Origin of the sequence: Dyella agri (assembly GCF_044904705.1) — a bacterium.
GTDB classification, from domain to species: domain Bacteria; phylum Pseudomonadota; class Gammaproteobacteria; order Xanthomonadales; family Rhodanobacteraceae; genus Rhodanobacter_A; species Rhodanobacter_A agri.
In genome coordinates this window covers 1-16,126 of sequence record NZ_JADIKL010000003.1, presented here as the reverse complement: position 1 = coordinate 16,126, position 16,126 = coordinate 1, and the positions used below count along the sequence as shown (strand labels likewise).

Genomic DNA, 16,126 nt, shown 5'->3' with positions numbered 1-16,126 from the left:
CGTCAGGCCCCGAAAGGCGGGAGCTTCTTCGCCACGGACGCATTCTTGAGCGTCCCGTATTTCGGCAAGCCGTCCTTGCCGTAGGGCAACGGCGCCTCGCCGGCGATCAGCGGGGTGAGGTAGCGGCGTGCGGCGACGGTGATGCCGAAGCCGTCGCGGCGGATGTAGCCCTTCGGCAGCTTCTTCTCATGGTTGGCGATCTTCGCCAGCGGCGCGGGCTCGATCTTCCAGCGATACGGCGCGTCGGAGCTGCGCACGATCACCGGCATCACCGCGTTCATGCCGGCCAGCGCATAGCCCACGGCGGCCTTGCCCACGGCGTAGGCCTGCTCGGCGTCCACCTTCGAGGCGAGGTGTCGGGCCGAGCGCTGCAGATAGTCGGGCAGCGCCCAGTGCACTTTGTAACCGAGCTTGCCTTTCACCAGCGTGGCCAGCGTGGGCGCCACGCCGCCGAGCTGCACGTGGCCGAACGCGTCGCGCGTGCCGGCATCGGCCAGGAACTGCCCATCGGCATTGCGTATACCTTCGGAGGCCACCACCGTGCACCAGCCCACGCGTTCCACCGTGGCTTTCACCCTGGCGAGGAACGCCGCTTCGTCGAACACATTCTCGGGGAACAGGATCAAGTGCGGTGGCGCGTCCGCGCCTTCGCCCGCAAGGCCGGCGGCGGCGGCTATCCAGCCCGCGTGGCGGCCCATCACTTCCAGGATGAACACCTTGGTCGAGGTGGAGGCCATCGAGGCCACATCGAGGCTGGCTTCCAGCGTGGAGACCGCGGTGTACTTCGCCACCGAGCCGAAACCGGGGCAGCAGTCGGTGACGGCGAGGTCGTTGTCCACCGTCTTGGGTACGCCGATGCAGCGCAGGTCGTAGCCCATCGCCTTGCCGATCTGCGAGAGCTTCAGCGCGGTGTCGGCCGAGTCGTTGCCGCCGTTGTAGAGGAACCAGCGGATGTCGTGGGCGCGGAACACCTCGATCAGGCGCTCGTATTCGGCACGGTTCGCCTCCAGCGACTTCAGCTTGTAGCGGCAGCTGCCGAACGCACCGCCGGGGGTGTGGCGCAATGCGGCGATCGCAGCCTTCGACTCCCTGGCGGTGTCGATCAATTCCTCGCGCAGTGCGCCGAGGATGCCATTGCGCGTGGCGTACACCGGGACGCTCTTGGCGCGGGCCGCCTCGATCACGCCGGCGGCGGTGGCGTTGATCACAGCGGTGACGCCGCCGGATTGGGCGTAGAGCAGGCGGCCGGGCGTGGCGTTGCGGGGCGGCATGGCGATCTCCTGGCGTAACAGCCTGTTGCAGGCTCAAGCCTTCAGTATCGCGCCAATGCGACGTACGTCGGTACTTCGGCGATGGTTTCCGTTTGACGACAACAGCCCTCAAACGCTACCGTGAAGCCCATTTCCCAGGGAATCGGCGGCCTTCCGCCGCCATTGCGGAGCGATATGCGACTCGTGCTACTCGGTGCGCCCGGTTCGGGCAAGGGCACCCAGGCCACCCGGCTGAAGAACGACCTGGGCGTGCCGCACATCTCCACCGGCGACATGCTGCGCGCGGCTGTGGCCGCGGGCACGCCCACCGGGCTCAAGGCCAAGGCGGTGATGGACGCCGGTAAACTCGTCTCCGACGACATCCTGCTGGCCATGCTGGAAGAGCGCCTGGCCCAGGCTGATGCCCGCAACGGTTTCATCCTGGACGGCTACCCGCGCAACCTGGCCCAGGCCGACGCGCTCGACCACCTGCTGTCCCGCATCGGCCAGCCGCTGGATGCGGTGGTGAAGCTGGAGGTGCCGAACGCGGTGATCATCGGCCGCTGCGAGATCCGCTACGCCGCCGAACACCGCAAGGACGACGATCCGGCCGTGGTGCGCGACCGCCTCAAGGTCTACGCCGAGCAGACCGCCCCGGTGGCGGATTTCTATGCGAAGCGCGGCACGCTGCAGGTGATCGACGGCGTGGGCGAGCTGGACGAAGTCACCGCACGCGTGAAGCAGGCGCTCAAGGCCGAATCGGCGGCTGCCAACGGCTGAAACCTGCTTCTGCCCCTCTCCCCCGCGGGGAGAGGGCTGGGGTGAGCGGCCGGGCGGAGCAAATACGTCCGGATCCGCACAGCCCATCCTCCCGCAAGTCCCGTACCCTCGCCCCCAGACCCTCTCCCGGCGGGAGAGGGAGCAAGCATCGGCGAGAGGGATGGGTTCCACGATATGCGTCTGCACATCCTCGGCATCTGCGGCACCTTCATGGGCGGCGTGGCCGCGCTGGCGCGCGAGCTTGGCCTCACGGTGGAAGGTTCGGACGCCAGCGTCTATCCGCCGATGAGCACCCAGCTCGAATCGCTGGGTATCCGACTGATGGACGGCTACAAGGCCGAGTACTTGCAACCGGCGCCCGATCTGGTGGTGGTAGGCAACGCCATGGTGCGCGGCAACCCGGCCGTGGAATACATGCTCGACCAGCAGTTGCGCTACATCTCCGGCCCGCAGTGGTTGGGCGAGACGCTGCTGCCTGGGCGCGAGGTGCTGGCGGTGGCGGGCACGCACGGCAAGACCACCACCACCAGCTTGCTGGCGCATTTGCTGGAAAGCGTGGGCATGGCACCCGGTTTCCTGATCGGCGGGGTGCCGGGCAATTTCGATGTTTCCGCGCGCAAGGGCAGCGGTAAGCCCTTCGTGATCGAGGCGGACGAATACGACAGCGCCTTCTTCGACAAGCGCTCGAAGTTTGTGCACTACCGCCCGCGCATCGCGATCCTCAACAACCTTGAATACGACCATGCGGACATCTTTCCCGACGTGGCGGCGATCCAGCGCCAGTTCCATCATCTGGTGCGTACCGTGCCGGGCAACGGCCGACTCATCGTCAATGCGCACGACCATCATCTCGCCGAAGTGCTGGCTATGGGTTGCTGGACGCCGGTGGAGACTTTCGGCATCGGCCGGGGCGACTGGCAAGCCGAGCTGATCGAAGCCGACGGCAGCGCATTCAGGGTGACGCGCAAGGACGAGGCGATCGGCGAGGTGCGCTGGTCGCTGCTCGGCAACCACAGCGTGATGAACGCGTTGGCCGCGCTGGCGGCAGCGACTGCCGCGGGCGCCGATCCGCGCGCGTTGCTGCCGGCCTTCGCCAGCTTCGAGAGCGTGAAGCGGCGCATGGAGCTGGTAGGCGAGACGGGTGGCGTGCGCGTCTACGACGACTTCGCCCATCACCCCACTGCGATCGCCACCACGCTGGCCGGCCTGCGCGCGAAGGTGGGCAAGGCACGCATCGTGGTGGCGTTGGAGCCCCGCTCCAACTCGATGCGCCTCGGCGCGCATGCCGAGGCGCTGGCGCCCTCGCTCGCCGATGCGGACGCGGTGGTGTTTCTGCATCGGCCCGAACTGCCGTGGGACGCGCAGCGGGTTACCGATGCCTTGCAAGGGCGCGGCAGTACCGCGCCCAGCGTCGATGCGCTGCTCGCGGCACTGCGCGCGCAGACGCGGCCTGGCGACCACGTGGTGTTCATGTCCAACGGCGGCTTCGAGGGCGCGCCGCGCCGTTTCGCGGAGTCGCTGCGCGCTTGACGGCAACCCGGAGGTGGCGGGGATTTACCCCGCCAGCGGTGCGTCGAAACAGGGCGGCCGACGCAGGTACTCGCGCCGCGCCGAGCTCCACACGCCCAGTCCGAAGCCCAGCGTGACCAGCAACAGCACGCCGCTGCCGATGGCGTAGCCCAGCGCGCCGAGTAGCCAGTAGCCGCCCCAGTACACCGCCATCGCGCCCAGCGTCACGCCAAGATCGACCAGGCCGCGTCCCAAGTTGTTCTCCGGGCCGATCAGGTGCACCGCCAGTGCGGTGAGGCTGGCGCCCACGCTCACGATCGCCGCGTCGAGCAGCATGCGTAGCGGGTCTGCGGCATGGGTGAGCACGATGCCCAGCCCGGTATAGGCCACGGTGCTGAGCACGGTGATCGGCACCAGCACCACCAAGGCATCGAGCAGGGTCTGCTGATAGTCGGCGCGTGTCGGCGGCGCCAGCGTGAGATAGAGGTCGGCGAGATTGGGCCGCATCTGCCGCATACCGCGGCCAAGCTGCGGAAAGCGCGACAAGCCCAGCAGGACCGCGTAGGCGCCCACCATCACGGCATTGAAACGCTGCCGATGCATCACGGCGAACACATAGAACGTCACGATGGCCGCTACCAGCACCAGCCGCAGTGCGATCGCCTGCGGATTGTCGTGCGGCAGCAGCAGCCGGCGCACCAGCACCGTGCGCAGGCGCCAGGTGGGCCTTTGCCGGAAGCGCCCCAGCGCCTGTTCCATCGCGCGCTGCGAGGTGCCGTCGAAGAGCGCGCCGATGTACCTGGCCAGCTTGCCGCGCCGTGCCGGCGTGCCGTCCATGCTGCGGGCGCGCGAGCGGCCGAGCTGGACATTCTCCAATGGCGAGCTGTCCGTTTCGCGATCCTCGATGCGCAGCATCGCGCGCAGGCTGAGGCTGGCGATCAGCACAGTCAGAAGCAGCGCCAGCGGCACGGCCCACGGCGAGGCGATCAGCGCCTTGGCGATCTGGCTGGCCAGCCCGGGTTGCCAGCCGGCCAGCACGAACAGGCCCCACACCAGCAGGGTGATGTAGCGCGTGGAGCTGGACGCCAGCCCGATCGCCGCCAACAGCAAGATCGCCGCCCCGCCCAGCACGGCATGCGGCACGCCCAGCAGCACGGCAGCCAGGGTGGGCAGCAGTGCCCATTGCGCGACTTGCAGCCCGCCGACCATGGCGAGCCGTTTGCGGAAGTCGGGTAGCAGGAAACTCTCTGGCCGGCACAGGCCTCGCAGGCACAGGCCCAGCACGATGAACCAGAACCACGCGCCGAAGGCGAACAGCATCGCGGCCGCGCCGGCGAAGCCCACATCGATGGCAGGTGCGCAGCCCAGCAGGATCGCGCCGGCCAGCCATGCCAGTTGCAGCAGCAGCGCGCCGACCAGCATCTGCCGGAACGGCTGCAACCACAGCTGCCACACCGCCCTCATGCCAGCTCCACGAACAGATCTTCCAGCGTGGGTGTTTCGATGCGCAGCGTGGCGCCTTCGCGCGCGGCGAGCGCGTGCAGGCTTTCCGGATTCATGTCCTCGACCAGCAGCTGTGCCTCATCGCCCTTGACCGTGGCCTTCAGCAGGCCTGCTACCACCGGTGCCTGCGGCCAGCCGCCGGCGCGGTTCAGCAGTACGCGGCGCATGCGTTCGCGCAGCTCGGCCAGCGGGCGGGTGAACTGGATCGCGCCGTCGCGCAACAAGGTGATGTCGGCGTCGGCGCGCTCCAGGTCGGCGGTGATGTGAGTGGAGAAGATCACCGTCTTGCCCGGCGCCTGCATCAGCTCCAGCAGTTCGGCCATGAAGGCGCGGCGCGCCTGCGGGTCGAGGCTGGCGACCGGCTCGTCCAGCACCAGCAGGTCGGGCTCGGGCGCGATCGCGCGCACGATGGCCAGTTTCTGCCGCTGGCCCTGCGACAGCTCGCCGATCTTCTGCCGCGGGTCGAGCTCCCAGTCGCCCAGCAGCCGGGTGGCCAGGGCGTGGTTCCAGCCGGCGTAGAACGCGGCGGTGAAGTCGAGGTAGGCGCGTACCTTCATCCACGGGAACAGGTCGAAGGTCTGCGGCACGAAACCGATGCGATGCATGCGCTCGCCGCTCGGTTCGGTCATCGGTTCGCCGAACAGCGCCACCGTGCCGGCGTCGATCGGCGACAGGCCCAGCAGGCAGCGCAGCAAGGTGGTCTTGCCAGCGCCGTTGCGGCCGAGCAGGCCGATCACCCGGCCGGGCGGCACGTCCCAGTCGATGCCGCGCAGCACCTCGCGCTGCTTGAAGGACTTGCGCAGGCCGCGCACGCACAGTACGGGTTCGGTCCGCGTGTCGGCAAAAGCTGTCGTCGGTACAGTGGCGATGGTCGACATCCTTGCGCATGCTCCCCGGGCGAGGCAGTTAATGTGCCGTTGCATGGCGGGCGCGTCCAGTGAACGGGGTGCCGGACGCGATATCCTGCAGCGATTCCGACCAGGCCGATTCCACCATGGGCAATCTCTCCGGCAAGACCTTGTTCATCACCGGCGCCTCGCGCGGCATCGGCCTGGCGATTGCGTTGCGCGCCGCGCGCGACGGCGCCAATGTCGCGATCGCCGCCAAAAGCGGCGTGCCGAACCCCAGGCTACCCGGCACCATCCACACTGCCGCGGCCGCGGTCGAGCAGGCCGGTGGCCGCGCACTGGCGATCAAATGCGACATTCGCGAGGAGGCCGAGGTGCATGCCGCCGCGGCGCAGGCGGCCGAACATTTCGGCGGCATCGACATCGTGGTGAACAACGCCAGCGCGATCTGGCTGGCCGGCGTGGAAGGCACGCCGATGAAGCGCTTCGACCTGATGCACCAGGTCAATACGCGTGGCACCTTCCTCGTCACGCAGGCCTGCCTGCCGCATCTGAAAAAGGCTGCGAATCCGCACGTGCTGATGCTGGCGCCGCCACCCAGCCTGGAGCCGAAGTGGTTCGCGCCGCACACCGCCTACACCATCGCCAAGATGGGCATGAGCCTGTGCGTGCTGGGCATGAGCGCGGAGTTCGCGCCATGGGGCATCGCGGTGAACGCGCTGTGGCCGCGCACGGTGATCGCCACCGCGGCGATCGGCATGATCGACGGGGTGCGCCCGGAGCAGTGCCGCACGCCCAACATCGTGGCCGATGCCGCCCATGCCATGCTCGTTCGTCCCGCGCGGGAATACAGCGGCCGTTTCGCGATCGATGAGGACGTGCTGCGCGAGGCCGGCGTGCGCGATTTCGATCGCTACGCGGTGCAGCCGGGTACGCCGCTGCTGCCTGACCTGTTCCTGGATTGAGCGGGCTGCAGGCCCTTCACAGCGTCTGCAGCCGGTCGGCCAGGCGCAGGCTCATCGTCACGATGCCATAGGTGGGGAGGGTCCAGCCGTCGCCCGCTACACTTTGCTGCATGGCTGGACGTTCTTCCCGCGCTGAATTGCCACTGTTTCCGCTATCCACGGTGCTGTACCCCGGCGGACGGCTGGAGTTGCGCATCTTCGAGCCGCGCTACCTGGACCTGGTGCGCGAGTGCACGCGCGACGACCGCGGCTTCGGCGTCTGCCTGATCCTGGCGGGGCGCGAGGCGGGCGAACCGGCCTTGCCGGCAGCGGTGGGCACGCTGGCGCGCATCGTGGACTTCCACTACGGCGCCGATGGCTTGCTGGGGATCGTCGCTGAAGGTGCCGAACGTTTCCGCGTGCTGCGCACGCGCGTGCGCGCGGACGGCCAGTTGCGCGGCGAAGTGGGGTGGTGGCCGGAGGTGCCGGAGGTGCCGGTGCCCGTCGAGCTGGCGTTGCTGCAGACCATCGCCGAACGCCTGGTCGAGGCGATGGCGCCGCAGTGGAAGCACGCGCCGCGCGCGTGTTACGACGACGCACGCTGGCTGGGTTACCGGCTTGCCGAGTTGCTGCCCCTGAGCGGCGACGAACGTCAGCGCCTGCTGGAACTGACCGATCCGCTGCAACGCCTCGCCGAGCTGCGCGATATCCTGCCGCGCTTCCAGAAGGCCTGAGCCCGAGCCGGTGCCGCCGTCGGAAACCGTCCTTCCGCGATGGCGGCCAAGCAAGGCCTGTGCCCGTCGCCGCGGTCAAGCAAGGCCTGTGCCGGTGGCATAGGCTGGATTGTGCGCGGCTCGTCGTCACGCCACTGACGCTACAGCGGGTCTACAATCCGCGGGAAACCTATAGGGCAGGGATCTGCCTCACACGTGTTGCCAGGGGGTAGGTGACACGCGGCGATCGGAATCCGCGAGAGGGGACAATGGACGCCAAGGGCTCGAGGCGTTTGGGGTGTGTGATCTGGTTCGGTCGGCCAGAGGCGCGGGAGCGTCATGGTTTGACCGAAGCCGGCTGGCAGGTGCGGCTGGCCGATGGCGATACCCACATCAAGCTGCGCGAAGGCGGCGGCATCGTGGTGCTGGCGGATCTGCGCCACGGCGATGCCCGCAGCTTGCAGGCGATGCAGCGCTTGATGACGGACTGTCCTGGTTTGCCGTGGATCGCGCTGGTCTCGCTCGATACGCCGGCGCGGCGTCCGCAGGTCAAGCGCATCTTGCAAGGCTGCCGCGATTTCTTCAGCGCGCCCCTCGATCTGCCGCGCCTGCTCGCGGCACTCGAGCGCGCCGACGGTATGGCGTTGCGCGTGGCCGAGGCGATCACGGACCTGCCCGAACTGGTGGGGCGCAGCACCGTCGTGGCGACGCTGGCAGCGAGCTTGCGCAAATACGCGCCGAGCGACCTGCCGGTGCTGATCACTGGCGAGACCGGTGTCGGCAAGGAAGTGGCGGCTCGTGTGCTGCACCGGCTTTCGGCCCGTGCCATACAGCCGTTCGTGGCGATCAACTGCGGAGCCTTGCCGCTCAATCTGGTGCAATCCGAGCTGTTCGGCCATGAGCGCGGCGCATTCACCGACGCCACCGCGCGGCGGATCGGGCACATCGAGAGCGCGGCCGGCGGCACGGTCCTGCTGGACGAGGTCGGCGACCTGCCGATGGATGCGCAGACCAATCTGCTGCGCTTCCTGCAGGAGGGTGTGCTGCAACGTGTGGGCAGTAGCCAGCCGATCGAGGTCGACGTGCGTGTGATGGCGGCGACTCATATGGATCTTGAACAGGCCGTGGAGGCGGGGCGCTTCCGCGAGGATCTGTACTACCGGCTCAATGTCCTGCGGCTGCACATACCGCCGTTGCGCGAGCGCGGCGACGACGTGGAATTGCTGGCGCATCGCTTCCTCGAATGTTTCCGCGAGCGGCAGGCTTGCGCCGCCCGCGGTTTCGAAAGCACGGCGTTGCGCGCGATGCACGCCTACCCGTGGCCGGGCAACGTGCGCGAACTGCGCAACCGGGTGCAGCGCGCCGCGGTGATGGCGGAAGGCGCGCTGATCGACACGGCCGACCTCGCCTTGCCGGTGAATGCGCAGGAGCACGGCGATCCGGCGGTTACCAGCCTGGGCGTCTTCCGCGCATCGGCCGAGCGCGAGGCCATTGCCGCCTGCCTGCGCGAGTGCCGCTTCAACATCAGCGAGTGCGCGCGGCGCCTGAAGATTTCGCGGGTCACCGTGTACCGCCTGTGCAAGAAGCACCAGTTGGAGCTGCGCACGCCATAGCGCGGCGCCTGGCCTGCCGCCGGCTTGTTGGTGGATCGACAGCCGGCGCGGTGGTGTCCCGTGGGATAATGGCGGCTTCACGCGCATCACCAGGCTGGGCCCGCGGTCGCGAGCGTTTCGCGACGCCCAGGACGGACACGGGAACACGGCCGGGGCGCAACCTGGAGTGCCTTATGCAGCAACATGATTCGACCCCGCCCCCCCGCCTGATCGCGCTCGGTCAGCGCTACTGGCTGCCGGTCTACAAGCCGCGCGAGCTGGTGCTCGACCATGGCAAGGGCGCACGGGTGTGGGACATGGAAGGGCGCGACTACGTCGATTTCGGCGCCGGCATCGCAGTGAACGCGCTGGGTCACCAGGACCCCGACCTGCTCGCCGCGCTCACTACGCAGGCGCACAAGCTGTGGCACGCGAGCAACGTGTTCTACACCGAGCCGCCGCTGCGCCTCGCCGAGGAGCTGGTCGACGCAAGCGGCTTCGCCGAACGCGTGTTTCTGTGCAACTCCGGCGCCGAGGCGAACGAGGCAGCCATCAAGCTGGTGCGCAAGTGGGCCGCCGCGCAGGGGCGCGCACCGGACAGGCGCGTCATCGTCACCTTCAAGGGTTCGTTCCACGGCCGCACCCTGGCTACCGTCACCGCTACCGCGCAACCGAAATACCAGGCCGGCTACGAGCCGTTGCCGGAGGGTTTCCGCTACCTCGACTTCAACGATGCCGCGGTGCTGGAAGCCGCGTTCGCCGCCGGCGACATTGCCGCGGTGATGCTGGAGCCGGTGCAGGGCGAGGGCGGCGTGCTACCGGCCGCACCGGGGTTCCTGCAACGCGTGCGCGAGCTGTGCGACGCGCACGGCGCCTTGCTGGTGCTGGACGAGATCCAGTGCGGTATGGGCCGTACCGGCACGTTGTTCGCGCATGTGCAGGACGGCGTGAAGCCCGACATCGTGACCCTGGCCAAGGCGCTGGGCTGCGGCTTCCCGATCGGCGCGATGCTGGCCGGCCCGAAGGTGGCCGAAGTGATGCAGTACGGCGCCCACGGCACCACCTTCGGCGGTAACCCGATGGCCGCCGCGGTGGCGCGCGCTGCGCTGCGCAAGCTGGCTTCGCCGGAGCTGCTGGCGAACGTGGCGGTACAGGCGCAGGCCTTGCGCGACGGATTGGCGGCGATCAACGCGGAGCTGCACCTGTTCGACGAGGTGCGTGGCCGCGGCCTGATGATCGGCGCGGCACTGGCGGAGGCGCACCGCGGCAAGGCCGGCGAGGTCCTCGACCACGCCGCCGCGCACGGCTTGCTGCTGCTGCAGGCCGGCCCGGACGTGCTGCGCTTCGTGCCGCCGCTGACGATCAGCACGGACGAACTGGCCGAGGGCCTCGAACGCCTGCGCGCCGCACTGGCTGCTTTCGCTGCGGCGTGAGCACGGCGGCCTGCCCGTTCTGCGCGATCGCCGCGGGCGAGGCGCCGGCCGCCATCGTGGCGGACGATGGCGTGGTGCTGGCCTTCCTGGATCTGCGCCAGGCGGTGCCGGGGCATGTGCTGGTGGCGCCGCACCGGCATGCGCCCGACCTCTACGCGCTTGCGCCCGACGAGGCGGCAGGTGCGATGGGCATGGCGCAGCGGGTGGCGCTGGCGCTGCGCGCGGAACTCGATCCGGCGGGCCTGAACCTCTGGCAGTCCAACGGACGCGCGGCGGGGCAGGAGGTGTTCCATTTCCACCTGCACGTGCAGCCGCGGCGTGTAGGCGATGGCCTGCTGCGGGTCTATCCCGATGGTGCGCCGCGATCCGCGACGACCGGCGAGCTGGACGCCATGGCGGAAGCGCTGCGGACGCATCTGCGCGGTTGAACTGCGCCACGGCGGGTATCATCGCTCGCTCCCCATCGACACACCCGAGTGACGACCCATGAAATACCTGCACACCATGGTGCGCGTGCGCGACATCGATGCCTCGCTGCGCTTCTATTGCGAAGGTCTGGGGCTGCGCGAGGTGCGTCGCATGGACAACGCGCAGGGCAAGTTCACCCTGGTCTTCCTCGCCGCACCGGGCAGCCCCGAGGCGGAGGTCGAGCTGACCTGGAACTGGGGTTCCACCGAGGATTACGGCGGCGCGCGCAATTTCGGCCACCTCGCCTTCCAGGTGGAAAACATCTACGCCACCTGCCAGCGGCTGATGGACATGGGTTACGTCATCAACCGCCCGCCGCGCGACGGTCACATGGCGTTCGTGCGTTCGCCGGACCTGATCTCGATCGAGCTGCTGCAGGACGGCCACCTGCCGCCGCAGGAGCCGTGGGCGTCGATGCCCAACACCGGGCAGTGGTAGTCAGCTTTCGCTGGCCCGTGGTTTGCCGACGCGGAAGCGGCAGGCGTGGCCGCCGCGCAGCAGGCATTCCATGTGCTGGATCGGCCGTCCGGTGGCCGCTTCCATGAAAGCGAGGTCGAAGCGGCACACGTCCGGATGCGCCCTGGCCAGCGTGTGGAACACGCAGTTGTATGCCTCGACCTGGGTTTCGCCGTCGCGCTTCACCGTGGATGCTTCGTAGCCCAGTGCATCGAGCTGCTCGGCGAGGCGCGTGGCGATGGCGGCTTCGTCCTCGCCGTCGACGCGACTGGCCGCGGCACTGCCCAGTTCCTGCCCTATCGTCGCCAGCAGCGCCTGCACGCCGGCCTTGCCGGCGGTGGCGTACAGGTGTTCGAGGATGCCGGTGGCGATCAGGCCGTAGTTGCGCGGGAACAGCTCGCGGCCCGCGGGCAGCAGCAGGTAGCGCGCCTGCGGCCGACCGCCGGAGGGAAGCGCCATGCCGCGCTCGACGTAGCCTGCGGCGATCAGTGCGGCCAGGTGCTGCCGCACGGCGTTGTGGGTCACGCACAGCGCCTGGCACAACGTTTCCACGCTGGCGCCCTGCGGCTCGGCCAGCAAGGCCCGCAGCAGTTTCTGCTGGGTCTGGCCGAGCTGGCGCAGGGCGCTGGCGGCTTTCATTGCGCCTTGGCCGGGAACTGTTGAGCGATACCGCCGGCCAGCGCGTCGGCGATCATGTCCATGTGTTCCTGCATTCCCGCCCAGGTCTTTGCTTCGGCGGCGGTGTCGCCGCTCATGATCTCGCCGACCTGTGTGTGGTGATCGGCCACATGTTCCAATAGCAGGCCGCGCACGGTGGCTTCCGGCCAGTTCGCGGGATTGGCGCCAGCGAGGAATTTCGCGATCGCGCCCGCATTGGCGGACAGCGCCTGCATGGCCTTGTCGCTGGCGGCCTTGTCGCCTGCGTGTTCGGCGTCGGTCAGCGCCTTGACCCCGGCCCAGTGCCCGGCGAGCAACTGCAGCATGCCCTTGCCGGCGTCGGCACCGTAGAAGCCGGCCACGGCATGGGCGATCTGCTTCGCGTTCGCGACCACGTCATCGGCGGCCTTGGCGGCGGCCGCCTGGTTACCGGCTTTCACCGCCATCGCGTAGGCGCGGGTGTGCACGATATGGCCGTGCCACAGGCCGCGCAGTGCGGCGTGGAGTTTCGGGGCGGCCGCGGCTGCGGTGGCCTGCGGCGCGGTGGCTGGCATGGCCGGTGCTGCCGTGCAGGCGAACGGCAGGGCCAAGACCAGCCCCAAAGTGCAAGCGAGCGTGCGGTATTTCATGCGATGAACTCCTGTGACATGCCGACGGATGACGGCTGCGGGCATCCTGCGCGCTTGCCACAGACAGTAAAGTCACATATGTGTAAAGCCTGTATTTCCTTGTCTATGCCTGAGCTCAGCCAAGCTCGGCCAGCGTCTCGCGCGCAGCCTGCAAGGTATCGGCGATGTCCTGGTCGCTGTGCGCGCTGGAGAGGAAACCCGCCTCGAACGCGCTGGGCGCCAGGTATACGCCGCGCTTCAGCATGCCGTGGAAGAAGCGATTGAACAGCGTCGTGTCCGCGGTCGTGGCCTGCGCGTAGCTGGTCACTTTCTGCGCCGTGAAGAACAGGCCGAACATGCCGCCGACGCGGTTGGTGCTGAACGGCATGCCGGCGCCGTCGGCCACCGACTGGAAGCCGTCGCAAAGCAGGCGCGTGCGTGCGGCGAGCGTGTCGTAAAAGCCCGGCGCCTGGATCAGCTCCAGCATCGCCAGCCCGGCAGCCATCGCCACCGGATTGCCGCTGAGCGTGCCGGCCTGGTAGATCGGTCCGGCCGGAGCAATCTGCTCCATCAGCTCGCGACGGCCGCCGTAGGCGCCCACCGGCATGCCGCCGCCGATGATCTTGCCGAAAGTGGTGAGGTCGGGCGTTACGCCGTACAGCGCCTGCGCGCCGCCCAGCGCGACACGGAAGCCGGTCATCACTTCGTCGAAGATCAGCAGCGCGCCGTGCCGCGTGCACAGTTCGCGCAGGCCTTGCAGATAGCCGTCCACCGGCGGAATGCAGTTCATGTTGCCGGCGACGGGCTCGATGATCAGGCCGGCGATCTCGCTGCCCTGCTCGGCGAACAGCGCCTTGGCAGCATCCAGATCGTTGTAGGGCAGGGTGAGCGTGAGGTCCGCGTTCGCCTTGGGCACGCCGGGCGAGGTGGGTACGCCGAAGGTGAGCGCGCCGGAGCCGGCCTTCACCAGGAAGCTGTCGCCATGGCCGTGGTAGCAGCCTTCGAACTTCACGATTTTTGCGCGGCCGGTGGCGCCGCGCGCGAGGCGGATCGCCGACATGGTGGCTTCGGTGCCGGAGTTCACCATGCGCACCATGTCCACCGACGGCACCAGCTTCGCGATGGTTTCGGCCATGGCTACTTCGGCTGGGCATGGCGTGCCGAAGGACAGGCCGTCCTTGATCACGCGCGCCACGGCTTCGCGCACCGCGGGATGGTTGTGGCCGACGATCATCGGCCCCCACGAGCCGACGTAATCGATGTAGCGCCTGCCTTCCACGTCCCAGAGACAGGCGCCGTCGGCGCGTGCGGTGAAGAACGGTTCGCCGCCCACCGACTTGAAGGCGCGCACCGGCGAATTGACGCCGCCGGGCATCAGCTGGCGGGCGCGCTGGAACAGTTCGTGGTTGGTGCTCATCGGATGGATCTCGATCAATCGGGGGAATAGAGGCGGGCGAAGCGCTGCGCGGCGGCGCGTACGTCGGTGGCGCCGAACACTGCCGAGATCACGGCGATGAAATCCGCGCCGGCTTCGACCAGCGAAGGCGCATTGTCCGGCGTGATGCCGCCGATCGCTACCCGAGGCAGGTCCAGCGCGGCGCTCTGCCGCAGCAAGTCGAGCGATGCGCGTACGGCGTGTGGCTTGGTGGGTGAGGGAAAGAAGGCGCCGAAGGCCACGTAGCTCGCGCCGGCGGCTGCCGCCGCGCGTGCGCGGTCGAGCGAGTCGTAGCACGACACGCCCACGATCGCGCCGGCGCCCAGTACCGCGCGGGCAGCCGCCACATCGCCGTCGTCGCGGCCCAGGTGCACGCCGGCGGCGCCCACCGCGGCGGCAAGCGCTACGTCGTCGTTGATGATCAGCGGCACGGCGCGGGCATCGCATAGCTGCTTGAGCGCGTTGGCTTCGGCATGGCGCCGGGCGGCATCGGCGGTCTTGTCGCGGTATTGCACGACCCGTGCGCCGCCGGCCAGCGCCTGCGCGACAACGTCAGACAGGTCGTCGCGCGGGCCGTCGGTGATCGCGTACAGGCCGCGGTCCGGGAGTCGGGTGTGGATCATGGTGCGAGGTTTCCGTGCGCCCGCGGGGGCGAGGGTGGCGCTGCGTGCTTTCGCAATGGCAGGCGAGTTGCGAGAATGCACTATTCACCCTCGAACAAAGAAGCCCGACGATGAGCCAGAGCTCCACCGAAACCACCGCGTTGCGCAAATGGATGTGCGTGGTCTGCGGTTACATCTACGACGAGGCGCTGGGTGTGCCGGAGGAAGGTATCGATCCCGGCACCCGCTGGGAGGATGTGCCGGAGACCTGGACCTGCCCGGACTGCGGCGCCACCAAGAGCGACTTCGAAATGATCGAGGTCGACTGATCGCCGATTCTCGCCCCGGCCCGGCCCGTTTTCGCCACTTTCCGGCCTGCGAACGGGCCCGCCGATCGGTTGAGATGCTTCCGTGCGCAGGCCATGCGCGTCACGCCGGAAGCATCACCATGCAGCAGTTCATTCCCTTCGAAGACGATTGGGACATGCTCGACGCGATCCGTCCGGAAGCATTGATCCCCTACCGCGTCGGCCTGGCGGTTTCCCCGTCCGGCATCCGCGCCGCCGCTCAGTCGACCGCGCCCAGCTTCCCTTCGATCGCCAGCGTGTCGCCGTCGCGCACGCCGATGCGCTTGACCGTGCCCGCCGACAGCTCCAGCACGTAACGCGCCGGCCCCGCGCTGGGGTAGACCGGGCAGGGAACGGCCTTGCACGGCGGCACGTTCAGCTGTGCCGATACCAGCTTGTGCTGTTCGTCGAAATACAGGATGTCGAGCGGGATCAGGGTGTTCTTCATCCAGAACCCGCGCGGCGCCGTGTCCGGGAACACGAACAGCATGCCGTGATCCGGCGCCAGCGAGGTGCGCATCATCAGACCGTGCTCGCGCGCGGCTTCGTTGGTGGCCAATTTCACGGAAAAGCGCTGGCCGTGCAGGGTTACGGTGACGGGTGCGGCCGCAGTGTCCGCGCGAGCGTGGCTACAAAGCATCAACAGCGACGCGGCGATCAGGGATTTCAGCATGGCGCGATGCCTCGTATGACGTGTGATCGGGCCAGTGTAGTGCCCGCGATGAGGCACTCCCGACGAAAAATTTGCGTGCTGCCTCTTCCCAGTCGTGCCGCCCGGCGCTATGATTCACGCCCCTTCGACGAGCCCACTACTTCGAAGGGTCTGCGCCACCAACACGCTGCAAGAAATTCTTCGCTGCAGGTGTTGACGGACCGGAAAGACGATGTATAGTGAGCGGCTCACCGGGACGAAATGTCCTCTAGCGGAAACGACCGCGGTGAAGAGATCTTTGACAGTGTGCACAGGTGAATTGTGTGGAC

General features: G+C 68.4%; 17 protein-coding genes. 9 read left to right on the top strand and 8 right to left on the bottom strand.

Annotation, left to right across the window (positions count from 1 at the left end):
• Positions 1 to 2: 2 nt before the first annotated feature.
• Positions 3 to 1,271 carry a 6-phosphofructokinase gene (locus ISP14_RS06060; protein ID WP_404537184.1) on the bottom strand — a complete coding sequence of 423 codons (1,269 nt, stop codon included), beginning with the start codon at positions 1,269 to 1,271 and terminating at the stop codon, positions 3 to 5.
• Positions 1,272 to 1,445: 174 nt separating this feature from the next.
• Between ISP14_RS06060 and ISP14_RS06055 the strand changes: the two genes are divergently transcribed.
• On the top strand, positions 1,446 to 2,030 hold the full coding sequence (locus ISP14_RS06055; protein WP_404537182.1) for an adenylate kinase: 585 nt from the start codon (positions 1,446 to 1,448) through the stop codon (positions 2,028 to 2,030).
• Positions 2,031 to 2,204: 174 nt separating this feature from the next.
• The gene (mpl, locus tag ISP14_RS06050) at positions 2,205 to 3,560 is read left to right on the top strand and encodes a UDP-N-acetylmuramate:L-alanyl-gamma-D-glutamyl-meso-diaminopimelate ligase (protein ID WP_404537180.1); all 1,356 of its coding nucleotides are present in this window, start codon (positions 2,205 to 2,207) and stop codon (positions 3,558 to 3,560) included.
• Between the two features lie 24 nt (positions 3,561 to 3,584).
• Here the strand turns inward: mpl and ISP14_RS06045 are convergent, their stop codons facing one another.
• Positions 3,585 to 5,003, bottom strand: coding sequence for a hypothetical protein (locus ISP14_RS06045; protein ID WP_404537178.1), 1,419 nt, complete (start codon positions 5,001 to 5,003; stop codon positions 3,585 to 3,587).
• Entirely contained in the window at positions 5,000 to 5,920 is a 921-nt protein-coding gene (locus ISP14_RS06040) for an ABC transporter ATP-binding protein (protein WP_404537177.1), read from the bottom strand. Before ISP14_RS06040 ends, ISP14_RS06045 begins: the two co-directional genes overlap by 4 nt.
• Before the next feature lie 116 nt (positions 5,921 to 6,036).
• Between ISP14_RS06040 and ISP14_RS06035 the strand changes: the two genes are divergently transcribed.
• From ISP14_RS06035 to ISP14_RS06010, 6 genes are all read left to right on the top strand, one after another.
• Complete coding sequence (locus ISP14_RS06035; RefSeq protein ID WP_404537176.1) at positions 6,037 to 6,855, top strand: SDR family oxidoreductase; 819 nt, start codon at positions 6,037 to 6,039, stop codon at positions 6,853 to 6,855.
• A 110-nt stretch (positions 6,856 to 6,965) separates the two neighbouring features.
• Positions 6,966 to 7,568 (top strand): LON peptidase substrate-binding domain-containing protein, encoded by a 603-nt coding sequence (locus tag ISP14_RS06030; protein ID WP_404537175.1) that lies wholly within the window; start codon positions 6,966 to 6,968, stop codon positions 7,566 to 7,568.
• A gap of 248 nt (positions 7,569 to 7,816) precedes the next feature.
• Positions 7,817 to 9,160, top strand: a complete 1,344-nt coding sequence (locus ISP14_RS06025) for a sigma-54 dependent transcriptional regulator (protein ID WP_404537173.1) — start codon at positions 7,817 to 7,819, stop codon at positions 9,158 to 9,160.
• 173 nt (positions 9,161 to 9,333) lie between these two features.
• The gene (locus ISP14_RS06020; protein WP_404537171.1) at positions 9,334 to 10,572 is read left to right on the top strand and encodes an acetylornithine/succinylornithine family transaminase; all 1,239 of its coding nucleotides are present in this window, start codon (positions 9,334 to 9,336) and stop codon (positions 10,570 to 10,572) included.
• Positions 10,569 to 11,000: an HIT family protein gene (locus ISP14_RS06015; protein ID WP_404537169.1), complete on the top strand. Its 432-nt coding sequence runs from the start codon at positions 10,569 to 10,571 to the stop codon at positions 10,998 to 11,000. The genes ISP14_RS06020 and ISP14_RS06015 overlap by 4 nt, the downstream gene beginning before the upstream one ends.
• A 58-nt stretch (positions 11,001 to 11,058) precedes the next feature.
• Positions 11,059 to 11,478: a VOC family protein gene (locus ISP14_RS06010; protein ID WP_404537167.1), complete on the top strand. Its 420-nt coding sequence runs from the start codon at positions 11,059 to 11,061 to the stop codon at positions 11,476 to 11,478.
• On the opposite strand, the gene ISP14_RS06005 is transcribed toward ISP14_RS06010, so the two are convergent.
• From ISP14_RS06005 to thiE, 4 genes are all read right to left on the bottom strand, one after another.
• Positions 11,479 to 12,135, bottom strand: a complete 657-nt coding sequence (locus tag ISP14_RS06005; protein WP_404537166.1) for a helix-turn-helix transcriptional regulator — start codon at positions 12,133 to 12,135, stop codon at positions 11,479 to 11,481.
• Positions 12,132 to 12,782 carry a hypothetical protein gene (locus ISP14_RS06000; protein ID WP_404537164.1) on the bottom strand — a complete coding sequence of 217 codons (651 nt, stop codon included), beginning with the start codon at positions 12,780 to 12,782 and terminating at the stop codon, positions 12,132 to 12,134. The genes ISP14_RS06005 and ISP14_RS06000 overlap by 4 nt, the downstream gene beginning before the upstream one ends.
• A gap of 115 nt (positions 12,783 to 12,897) precedes the next feature.
• Entirely contained in the window at positions 12,898 to 14,178 is a 1,281-nt protein-coding gene (hemL, locus tag ISP14_RS05995; RefSeq protein WP_404537162.1) for a glutamate-1-semialdehyde 2,1-aminomutase, read from the bottom strand.
• A 14-nt stretch (positions 14,179 to 14,192) separates the two neighbouring features.
• Entirely contained in the window at positions 14,193 to 14,819 is a 627-nt protein-coding gene (thiE, locus tag ISP14_RS05990) for a thiamine phosphate synthase (RefSeq protein WP_404537160.1), read from the bottom strand.
• Positions 14,820 to 14,929: 110 nt separating this feature from the next.
• Between thiE and ISP14_RS05985 the strand changes: the two genes are divergently transcribed.
• Positions 14,930 to 15,127 (top strand): rubredoxin, encoded by a 198-nt coding sequence (locus ISP14_RS05985; RefSeq protein WP_404537158.1) that lies wholly within the window; start codon positions 14,930 to 14,932, stop codon positions 15,125 to 15,127.
• A gap of 238 nt (positions 15,128 to 15,365) precedes the next feature.
• Here ISP14_RS05985 and ISP14_RS05980 read toward each other — a convergent pair whose 3' ends face one another.
• Entirely contained in the window at positions 15,366 to 15,818 is a 453-nt protein-coding gene (locus tag ISP14_RS05980; protein WP_404537156.1) for a DUF192 domain-containing protein, read from the bottom strand.
• Positions 15,819 to 16,126 lie beyond the last annotated feature (308 nt).

Excerpts from the sequence above, each read along its gene's own strand:
- ISP14_RS06030 (WP_404537175.1), top strand. The coding sequence starts at position 6,966 with ATGGCTGGACGTTCTTCCCGCGCTGAATTGCCACTGTTTCCGCTATCC.
- hemL (WP_404537162.1), bottom strand. The coding sequence starts at position 14,178 with ATGAGCACCAACCACGAACTGTTCCAGCGCGCCCGCCAGCTGATGCCC.
- thiE (WP_404537160.1), bottom strand. The coding sequence starts at position 14,819 with ATGATCCACACCCGACTCCCGGACCGCGGCCTGTACGCGATCACCGAC.
- ISP14_RS06045 (WP_404537178.1), bottom strand. The coding sequence starts at position 5,003 with ATGAGGGCGGTGTGGCAGCTGTGGTTGCAGCCGTTCCGGCAGATGCTG.
- ISP14_RS06005 (WP_404537166.1), bottom strand. The coding sequence starts at position 12,135 with ATGAAAGCCGCCAGCGCCCTGCGCCAGCTCGGCCAGACCCAGCAGAAA.
- ISP14_RS06055 (WP_404537182.1), top strand. The coding sequence starts at position 1,446 with ATGCGACTCGTGCTACTCGGTGCGCCCGGTTCGGGCAAGGGCACCCAG.
- mpl (WP_404537180.1), top strand. The coding sequence starts at position 2,205 with ATGCGTCTGCACATCCTCGGCATCTGCGGCACCTTCATGGGCGGCGTG.
- ISP14_RS06040 (WP_404537177.1), bottom strand. The coding sequence starts at position 5,920 with ATGTCGACCATCGCCACTGTACCGACGACAGCTTTTGCCGACACGCGG.
- ISP14_RS05985 (WP_404537158.1), top strand. The coding sequence starts at position 14,930 with ATGAGCCAGAGCTCCACCGAAACCACCGCGTTGCGCAAATGGATGTGC.
- ISP14_RS06010 (WP_404537167.1), top strand. The coding sequence starts at position 11,059 with ATGAAATACCTGCACACCATGGTGCGCGTGCGCGACATCGATGCCTCG.
- ISP14_RS06060 (WP_404537184.1), bottom strand. The coding sequence starts at position 1,271 with ATGCCGCCCCGCAACGCCACGCCCGGCCGCCTGCTCTACGCCCAATCC.
- ISP14_RS06020 (WP_404537171.1), top strand. The coding sequence starts at position 9,334 with ATGCAGCAACATGATTCGACCCCGCCCCCCCGCCTGATCGCGCTCGGT.
- ISP14_RS05980 (WP_404537156.1), bottom strand. The coding sequence starts at position 15,818 with ATGCTGAAATCCCTGATCGCCGCGTCGCTGTTGATGCTTTGTAGCCAC.
- ISP14_RS06035 (WP_404537176.1), top strand. The coding sequence starts at position 6,037 with ATGGGCAATCTCTCCGGCAAGACCTTGTTCATCACCGGCGCCTCGCGC.
- ISP14_RS06025 (WP_404537173.1), top strand. The coding sequence starts at position 7,817 with ATGGACGCCAAGGGCTCGAGGCGTTTGGGGTGTGTGATCTGGTTCGGT.
- ISP14_RS06000 (WP_404537164.1), bottom strand. The coding sequence starts at position 12,782 with ATGAAATACCGCACGCTCGCTTGCACTTTGGGGCTGGTCTTGGCCCTG.